Here is a 7,823-nt window from a genome sequence, read left to right as displayed (position 1 = left end):
ACCGAACCACATCATCCGCCGCACCACGCGAACCGCGGACCATACCGTTCAGCACGACCGACGGCGCTCATCTGCCGATCGAAGCGCCTCCTCGGCGCACGACCGCGCCCGGCTCCTGCTCCCCCAGCGGGAACGGGAAGTCGGTGCCGAGCATGACGCGCTCGGCCCCCATCACCTCGACCAGCAGCCGCAGGGCGCGCGGGTCGAACACCGCGGAGTCCACGTAGAAGCGGTCGGTGTAGGCCGACGGCGGCCTGGGCGAGTGCTCGCGGACGATGTCGCGCTGGTGCCAGGCGTTGTCGGCCCGGCCCAGCAGATAGGCGAAGCTGCCGCCGCCGTGGCAGAAGCACAGCCGCAGCGAGCCCGGCAGCCGCTCGAACGCCCCGGACAACATCAGCGACAGGATGCCGAGGTGGGTCTCGGCCGCCATGCCGACCAGCCACGGCATCATGTGGCCGCGCATGCGGTCGGCGCCGAGCATGTCCCAGGGGTGGACGAGCACCGGCATGTCCTGCTCGGCGCAGTGCGCGAGGAAGGCGACGATGTCGGGGTCGTCCAGGTTGCGCGGGCCGACGTGGTTGCCGATGTGCACGCCGCGGTGACCGGCGGCCTTGGCCTCGGTGACGGTCTTCGCGGCCAGCGCGGCGTCCTGCAAGGGCACCTGGCACAGCGGCAGCAGCCGGTCGGGGGCCTGCGCGCAGTGGTCGAGCACGCGGTCGTTGACCATGGCGCACCACTCGGCGGCGCGGGCCGGGTCGGCCGCGTAGCCGAACAGCAGCGGGGTCGAGGAGACCGCCTGCACGGCCACGCCGGTGCGGTCCATGGCGGCCACGCGGGCCCCGGCGTCCCACAGCTCCGGCGTGACCGGGCGGTAGTCGTCCTCGCCGCTCATCATCATGCCGTCGCGCAGCCACGGCTCACCGGCCCCGGCGAGCGTCCTGGCCTCCTCGCGGGAGATCCGCGGGAAGACGTGCGCGTGCACGTCGATCATGGTCACCGGACCACCGGCCGCAGGTGGTCCGGCCAGTCCTTGCCGGGGTGCTCGGCGCCGCAGTGGGGGCAGGCGCGGTCGCCCTCGTGGAAGGCGCGGAAGACCGGCGGCAGGTCGTCCACGATCGACTGGAGCTGCACCTCGGCGCGGTGGACCAGGCGGTGGCAGTTGACGCAGTACCACTCGAAGGCGTCCAGCGCGCCCTGCGGGCGGGCGAACTCCACGACCAGGCCGATCGAGCCGGGCACCGGCCGCTGCGGCGAGTGCCGCACGTGCGGCGGCAGCAGGAAGACGTCGCCCTCGCCGATCTGCACGTCCACCGGCGGCTTGCCCTCCTCCTCCATGACCCGCAGCACCATGCCGCCCCGCAGCTGGTAGAAGAACTCCTCGATCGGGTCGTCGTGGAAGTCGGTGCGCTGGTTGGGCCCGCCCACGATCGTCACCATGAGGTCGGCGTCCTTCCAGATCTGCGCGTTGCCGACCGGCGGCTTGAGCAGGTCCTGGTGCTCGTCGATCCACTTGTTCAGGTTGAAGGGGGGGATCATGCCTGGCTCCTTTGGGGGATGAGGGCGGTGCAGGAGATCTCGATCAGCAGGTGCGGGTGCGGGAGCTGGTGGACGGCGACGGTGGTGCGGGCGGGGCCGCTCTCGTCGAAGTACTCGCCGTAGACCTCGTTGTAGCCGCCGAAGTCGTTCATGCTGACCAGGTACGCGGTCACGTTCACCACGTCGTCCAGGCCGCCTCCGGCGGCGGCCAGCAGGTCGGCGATGTTCTCGATCACCGCCCTGGTCTGCTCGCGGATGTCGAGGCTGGTGGTGCCCAGCTCGTCCGCGCTCGCCCCGGCGAAGGAGCCGTCGGGGCGGCGCGAGCTGGTGCCCGACACGAACACGAAGTCTCCGGCCCGCTTGACGTGCGGGAACCGGCCGCGGGGCCGGGCCTTGCCCTCGACCAGCAGCGCGTCGCTCATCGGGTGGTCACCTCCACGTGTCCGAGGCCGGCGGCGCCGACGCGTACGTGCGCCCCGGCGGGCAGCGGCAGCGCCGCCGTGGCCGCGCCGGCCAGGACGATCCAGCCGGCCTCCATCTCGATCCCGGCGGCCCTGGTCAGCCGGGCGGCCGCGGTCAGCGCGCGCAGCGGGTGGCCGAGGATGGCCGCCGACGAGCCGCCGGCGACCTGGCGGCCGTCGATCTCCATGACCAGGCCGAGGTTGCCCAGGTCGCCGGCGTCCTGCGGACGGCGCCAGGGGCCGACGCCGAAGCCGCTGGCCGAGGCGTTGTCGGCGATGACGTCGGGCAGGGTGAAGCTGAAGCCCTCGTAGCGGGAGTCGAGCACCTCGTACCCGACCGCGACGCCGCCGACGGCCGAGGCCACGTCGGCCGTGCCGCGCACCGGCCGGTCCAGCAGGAACGCGATCTCCGGCTCGATCCGCGGGTGGATCAGGCCGGTGGTGTCGAGCCGGGACTCCACCAGCATGGCGTCGGTGAGCAGGCCCCAGATGACGTCGTCCACGCCCATCTGGGCCATCTTGGCGCGGCTGGTGAAGCCCATCTTGACGCCGACGAGCCGCTCGCCGCGGGCCAGCCGCCGTTCGATCAGGGCGCGCTGGACCTCGTACGCGGCGGGCACGTCGAGGTCGGCCGTGTCGGTCAGGCGGGGGATGGCGCGGCCGGTCAGGGTGGCCTCGTCCAGGCGTTCGGCGAGCGCGTTCACCGCTCCTCCTTCTTCTCGTCGGCGGCGAAGGCGGCGCGGACGTCGCCCAGCCCGTCGATGCGGGCCTCCAGCACGTCGCCCGGACTCACCGGGACGACCGGGCCGAGCGCCCCGGTCAGCACGGTGTCGCCCGCCCGGAGCGGACGGCCGAGCGCGGCCAGCGTGTCGGCCAGCCAGACCGCGGCGTGCAGCGGATGGCCCAGGCAGGCCGCGCCGACGCCGGTCGAGACCTGCTCGCCGCGCCGTTCGATGACCATGCCGGCCAGCCGCAGGTCCACGTCGCGCAGCGGGACCGGGCGGTTGCCGAGCACGTACAGGCCGGAGGAGGCGTTGTCGGCGACGGTGTCGGCCAGGGTGATGTCCCAGTCGCGGATGCGGCTGCCGACGACCTCGATCGCGGGCAGCGCGAACGCCGTCGCGGCGATCACGTCGGCGACCGTGTGGCGCTCGTGCGGCAGGTCGCGGTCGAGCACGAGCGCGACCTCGGCCTCGGCGCGCGGCTGGAGCACCGCGCCGGCCGGGATCTCCGCGCCGTCGGGCACCGCCATGTCGGCGAACAGCACGCCGAAGTCGGGCGAGCCGACGCCGAGCTGCGCCTGCACGGCCTTGCTGGTCAGCCCGACCTTGCGGCCGGTGATCCGCCTGCCCTCGCCGAGCCAGTGCTCGGTGAGCAGGCTCTGCACCGCGTAGGCCGCCTCCAGGCCGTCGACCAGGTCGCGGACCGGCTCGCACGGGCGGCCGGACGCGTACGCCTCCAGCAGCCGCGCGGCGGCGGCGCGATGGTTGTCTGTCACTTCTGTCCTCATATCTTGACGCACACGTTGACCGGCTCGGAGAAGAAGTCGAGCGAGTACTCGCCGCCCTCACGCCCGATGCCGGAGGCCTTCACGCCGCCGAACGGGGTGCGCAGGTCGCGCAGGTTCCAGCAGTTGACCCAGACGATGCCGGCCTGGATCCGGGGTGCCACGCGGTGGGCACGCGACAGGTCGGTGGTCCACACGGTGGCGGCCAGGCCGTACGGGCTGTCGTTGGCCAGCCGGACGGCCTCGTCCTCGTCGTCGAAGGGGGCGACGTGGCAGATGGGGCCGAAGACCTCCTCGCGGACGGTCCTGGCGTGCGGCGGCAGGCCGGTGATCACGGTGGGCTCGACGTGGAAGCCGCCGTCGCGGGCGTCGCCGAACTCCGGCACGCCTCCTCCGGCCAGCACCGTCGCGCCCTCCTCGACGGCGAGGCGGTAGTAGGACAGCACCTTGTCGCGGTGCTGGGCCGAGATCATCGGCCCGTAGCCGCTCAGGCCCCTGGCCCGCTCGGCCAGTGCCTGGGTGAACGCCTCGAAGATCGGGCGCTGGACGTAGACGCGCTCGGTGCACAGGCAGATCTGGCCGGAGTGGGTGAAGCTGGAGCGGATCGTGCCCTCGACGGCCTCCTCCAGGTCGGCGTCGGCGAAGACCAGGGCCGGGTTCTTGCCGCCGAGCTCGAAGGAGACCGGGGTGACGTGCGCGGCGGCGTTGCGCATGATGGCGCTGCCGGTGGCCGAGGCGCCGGTGAAGGCGATGGCGTCCACGCCGGGGTGCGCGGTCAGGTGCTCGCCGGCCGCCCCCGCGCCGTGGCCGTGGACCAGGTTGAACGCGCCGGCCGGCAGGCCCGCCGCGTCGATCACCTCGGCCAGCAGGGTGGCGGTGGAGGGGGTCTCCTCCGACGGCTTGGCGACGACGGCGTTGCCCGCGGCCAGGGCCGGCGCGACCTTCCAGGTGAGCAGCAGCAGCGGCAGGTTCCACGGCGAGATGACGGCGACCACGCCGAGCGGGCGGCGCACGGTGTAGTTGAGCGCCTGCCCGCTGCCGCTCCAGGCCGGGACGCTGGTGTTGTAGGCCCGTTCGGGACGCCCGTAGGCCAGGTCGGCGTAGGCGCGGAAGTTGCCGGCGGCGCGCGGGATGTCCACCGTCGCGGCCAGCTCGCGTGGCTTGCCGGTGTCGGCGGCCTCGGCCTCGACGAACTCCTCGAACCTGGCCTCGATCCCGTCGGCGATCCGGCGCAGGTACGCGCACCGCTCCTCGGTGGAGGTGGCGCCCCAGGGGCCGTCGAGGGCGGCGCGGGCGGCCCGGACCGCCTCGTCGACGGTCTCGCGGGACGCCTCGGGGACGGCTCCGACGGTGCGGCCGTCGACGGGCGAGATGAGGGGGAAGTCGGTCCCCGCCGTCGTGAAGACGCCGTTGACGTAGTGCGCGGGCTTCATGGTCGACATTCTGCTGATCGCTCGACATAACAGTCCAATACCGAAATGTCGCCTGGCTATCCTTATTTCGTTATATGTCGGTTCTGCTATGCCTGCCGACCGAATCGGTATTCGTTCTGGCATACCACCAGCGTGCATCCTCTTCCGTACCCTCATTCGGAAGGCACAGAGAGATGGACACAGATCGCCGCCTGGCCGCCCGCCGCGTCTCGCGGGCCGCCTTCATCGGCACCGCCATCGAGTGGTACGACTTCTTCCTCTACGGCACCGCCGCGGCCCTCGTCTTCAACAAGCAGTTCTTCCCCGCCATGGACCCGGTAGCCGGCTCCATCGCCTCCTTCGGCACCATGACCGTGGGATTCCTGGCCCGCCCGCTCGGCGGCATCGTCTTCGGCCACTTCGGCGACCGGATCGGGCGGCGCAACACGCTCGTCGTCTCGCTGCTCATCATGGGGATCGGCACCACGCTGATCGGCGTGCTGCCGACGTACGACAGCCTGGGCGTGTGGGCGGCGGTGCTGCTCGTGGTGATGCGCGTCGCCCAGGGCATCGGCCTGGGCGGCGAGCTCGGCGGCGCGGTGGTGCTGACGATGGAGCACGCGCCGAAGGGCCGGCGCGGCCTGTTCGGGGCGTTCCCGATGATGGGCACCCCGGCGGGCATGTTGTGCGCCAACGCCGTCTTCCTCGGCACGTCCTCGCTGCTGGGCGAGGAGAGCTTCATGGCCTGGGGCTGGCGGGTGCCGTTCCTGCTCAGCATCGTGCTGGTGGCGGTCGGCCTGTACCTGCGGCTGCGCATCGAGGAGAGCCCCGACTACGCCGACCTGGTCGAGCGGCGCAAGCCGGTCAAGCTGCCGATCGCGGTGGTGCTGCGCGACCACTGGCGCGAGGTGGTGCACACGATCGGCGTGATCATCGGCAACAGCGCGCTGGCCTACATCTTCATGGTCTACATCCTCGGCTACGGCGAGGCCGCGGCCGGCCTGTCGCGGACGTTCCTGCTGAGCTGCGTGATCGGCGGCGCCGCCGTCTGGCTGGTCACCGCGCCGCTGTGGGCCCACCTCGGCGACCGGCACGGGCTGCGTGCCGTCTTCACCTGGGGCTCGGTGGTGCTGCTGGCCGGCGCCCTGGCGATCCTGCCGGTCGTCAACACCGGCAACAAGCCGCTCATCGCGGTGTTCATGCTGGTGATGGGCGCGGTGCTGGCCATGACCCACGCGCCGCAGGGCACGCTGACCGCCAGCTTCTTCCCGGTCGCCATCCGGTACTCCGGCACGTCGGTCGCCTACCAGCTCGCCTCGCTGCTGGGCGGCGGGATCACGCCGCTGGTGGCCGCCTCGCTGTTCGCCTCGACCGGGACCTCGCTGTCGATCACCGCCTACCTGACCGTGGTGACGGTCATCAGCCTGGTCGCCGCCCTGGTGATCCCCCGCAACGACGCCGAACGCCTGGGTGACCAGCCGGTTCCCGCCGACATAGCGAAATAGGGCAGGTTCGCCCTGGTCATATGATGATTTCGTGATATCTCGTCCGCTGGACCTGCTGAGCGGCCGGCTCAAGCTGCGGCACCTCGTGCTCGTGACCACCATCGCCGAGCAGGGCGGCGTCCTGCGCGCCGCCGAGCACCTCCACCTGGCCCAGCCCGCCGTGACCCGGGGGCTGCGGGAGGTGGAGCAGATCCTCGGGGTGGAGCTGTTCACCCGCGGATCGCGCGGCGTCACCCCCACCCTCTTCGGCGAGGCGTTCATCGACCACGCCCGCGCCGTGCAGGCCGAGCTGCGCCGCGCGGGCGAGCGCATCGCCGGCCTGGCCGACGGCACGGCCGGCACGGTCACCGTCGGCACCCTGCTGGCCGCCACGAACGTGCTGCTCCCCCGCTCGATCGCGGCGCTCAAGGCCGAGCGGCCGGGCATCACCGTGATCGTCAAGGAGGGCACGTTCGACTCGCTGGTCCCCCAGCTCACCGGCGGCGACCTCGACCTGATCCTCGGCCGGCTCAACCCGATCGAGGACCGCCCGGACCTGCGCCAGATCCCGCTCTACAACGAGCCCGTGCTGCTGGTCGCCCGCGCCGGGCACCCGGCGGCGCACGCCCGTGCGCTGGCCGGCCTGCTGGACTACCCGTGGATCCTGCCGCTGGAGCAGACCTCGCTGCGACGGGAACTGGAGCAGGTGTTCCACCGCAACGGGCTGCCGCTGCCGCCCGACCGCACCGAATGCAGCTCCATCCTGACGATCCGCTCCCTGCTGCTCGGCACGGACATGATCGCCGCGCTGCCCGCGCTCTTCGTCAGGACCGACCCTCAGCTCCTCGAACTCCAGGTGCCGCTGCCGTCGGTGCGCCGCTCGGTGGGCGCCACCCTGCCCGGGGCCCGCGCCCTGACGCCCGCGGGCAAGGTCATGCTCGCCCATCTCCAGCAGCAGGCACGCCGCCTCGACACCGGGGACGCGGACAGCCCGTCCGGTGCGGCGCCGGTGGGAGACTGAGGGCATGGTGGCAGGAGCCGGGTTCGAGCCCGAGTCCGTACGCGTCATCCGGCGGCTGCGCGACGACATCCTCGACGGCGTCCGCCCGCCGGGCAGCAAGCTCGTCGAGCGCGACCTGGCCACCGAGCTCGGCGTGAGCCGGGTGCCGGTGCGCGACGCCCTGGCCACCCTGGCAGCCGAGGGGCTGGTGACGCTGCGGCCCCGCACCTGGGCCGTGGTGCGCGAGTTCACCGCCCGCGACGTCGCCGACCTGGTGGAGGTGCGTTCGGCGTTCGAGGCCGTCACCTTCCAGCTCGCCGCCCGGCGGCACACCGTCTCCCACGCCCAGCGGTTCACCCTCTACCGGCTCCAACTGGCGCAGGGCGACCCCACCACCTACCTGGTCGACGGCCGGCCCGAGCC

At 72.6% G+C, this 7,823-nt stretch carries 9 protein-coding genes; 3 read left to right on the top strand and 6 right to left on the bottom strand.

Going from position 1 to position 7,823, the window contains the following annotated elements; genetic code table 11:
• Positions 1–67: 67 nt before the first annotated feature.
• From ACWCSD_RS42900 to ACWCSD_RS42875, 6 genes are read right to left on the bottom strand one after another with little or no spacing between them, the layout of a single operon-like run.
• Positions 68–991 carry an amidohydrolase family protein gene (locus tag ACWCSD_RS42900; RefSeq protein WP_449923759.1) on the bottom strand — a complete coding sequence of 308 codons (924 nt, stop codon included), beginning with the start codon at positions 989–991 and terminating at the stop codon, positions 68–70.
• Between the two features lie 2 nt (positions 992–993).
• Positions 994–1,536, bottom strand: a complete 543-nt coding sequence (locus tag ACWCSD_RS42895) for a 3-hydroxyanthranilate 3,4-dioxygenase (RefSeq protein ID WP_449923756.1) — start codon at positions 1,534–1,536, stop codon at positions 994–996.
• Entirely contained in the window at positions 1,533–1,958 is a 426-nt protein-coding gene (locus ACWCSD_RS42890; protein ID WP_357981716.1) for a RidA family protein, read from the bottom strand. Before ACWCSD_RS42890 ends, ACWCSD_RS42895 begins: the two co-directional genes overlap by 4 nt.
• On the bottom strand, positions 1,955–2,701 hold the full coding sequence (locus ACWCSD_RS42885; RefSeq protein WP_397158574.1) for a 2-keto-4-pentenoate hydratase: 747 nt from the start codon (positions 2,699–2,701) through the stop codon (positions 1,955–1,957). Before ACWCSD_RS42885 ends, ACWCSD_RS42890 begins: the two co-directional genes overlap by 4 nt.
• Positions 2,698–3,495 carry a 2-keto-4-pentenoate hydratase gene (locus ACWCSD_RS42880; protein WP_449923752.1) on the bottom strand — a complete coding sequence of 266 codons (798 nt, stop codon included), beginning with the start codon at positions 3,493–3,495 and terminating at the stop codon, positions 2,698–2,700. The genes ACWCSD_RS42885 and ACWCSD_RS42880 overlap by 4 nt, the downstream gene beginning before the upstream one ends.
• An 8-nt stretch (positions 3,496–3,503) precedes the next feature.
• On the bottom strand, positions 3,504–4,937 hold the full coding sequence (locus tag ACWCSD_RS42875) for a 2-hydroxymuconic semialdehyde dehydrogenase (protein WP_397158576.1): 1,434 nt from the start codon (positions 4,935–4,937) through the stop codon (positions 3,504–3,506).
• A 173-nt stretch (positions 4,938–5,110) separates the two neighbouring features.
• Here ACWCSD_RS42875 and ACWCSD_RS42870 point away from each other — a divergent pair, with 173 nt between their 5' ends.
• The 3 genes from ACWCSD_RS42870 to ACWCSD_RS42860 all read left to right on the top strand — a co-directional run.
• A complete protein-coding gene (locus ACWCSD_RS42870) occupies positions 5,111–6,421 on the top strand; it encodes an MFS transporter (RefSeq protein WP_358299276.1) in 1,311 nt (436 codons plus the stop codon).
• A 31-nt stretch (positions 6,422–6,452) separates the two neighbouring features.
• On the top strand, positions 6,453–7,421 hold the full coding sequence (locus ACWCSD_RS42865; RefSeq protein ID WP_364338849.1) for a LysR substrate-binding domain-containing protein: 969 nt from the start codon (positions 6,453–6,455) through the stop codon (positions 7,419–7,421).
• 4 nt (positions 7,422–7,425) lie between these two features.
• On the top strand, positions 7,426–7,823 hold a 398-nt coding region (locus ACWCSD_RS42860; protein WP_449923747.1), incomplete at its 3' end, for a GntR family transcriptional regulator.

The organism is Nonomuraea sp. NPDC001684, from assembly GCF_053596515.1.
The sequence above is the reverse complement of the archived record's forward strand: the minus strand, read 5'-3'. Positions and strand labels throughout refer to the sequence as shown.

What these genes read in the sequence shown, in the direction of transcription:
- ACWCSD_RS42870 (WP_358299276.1), top strand. Translation starts at nt 5,111, where the DNA reads ATGGACACAGATCGCCGCCTGGCCGCCCGCCGCGTCTCGCGGGCCGCC.
- ACWCSD_RS42890 (WP_357981716.1), bottom strand. Translation starts at nt 1,958, where the DNA reads ATGAGCGACGCGCTGCTGGTCGAGGGCAAGGCCCGGCCCCGCGGCCGG.
- ACWCSD_RS42900 (WP_449923759.1), bottom strand. Translation starts at nt 991, where the DNA reads ATGATCGACGTGCACGCGCACGTCTTCCCGCGGATCTCCCGCGAGGAG.
- ACWCSD_RS42875 (WP_397158576.1), bottom strand. Translation starts at nt 4,937, where the DNA reads ATGAAGCCCGCGCACTACGTCAACGGCGTCTTCACGACGGCGGGGACC.
- ACWCSD_RS42895 (WP_449923756.1), bottom strand. Translation starts at nt 1,536, where the DNA reads ATGATCCCCCCCTTCAACCTGAACAAGTGGATCGACGAGCACCAGGAC.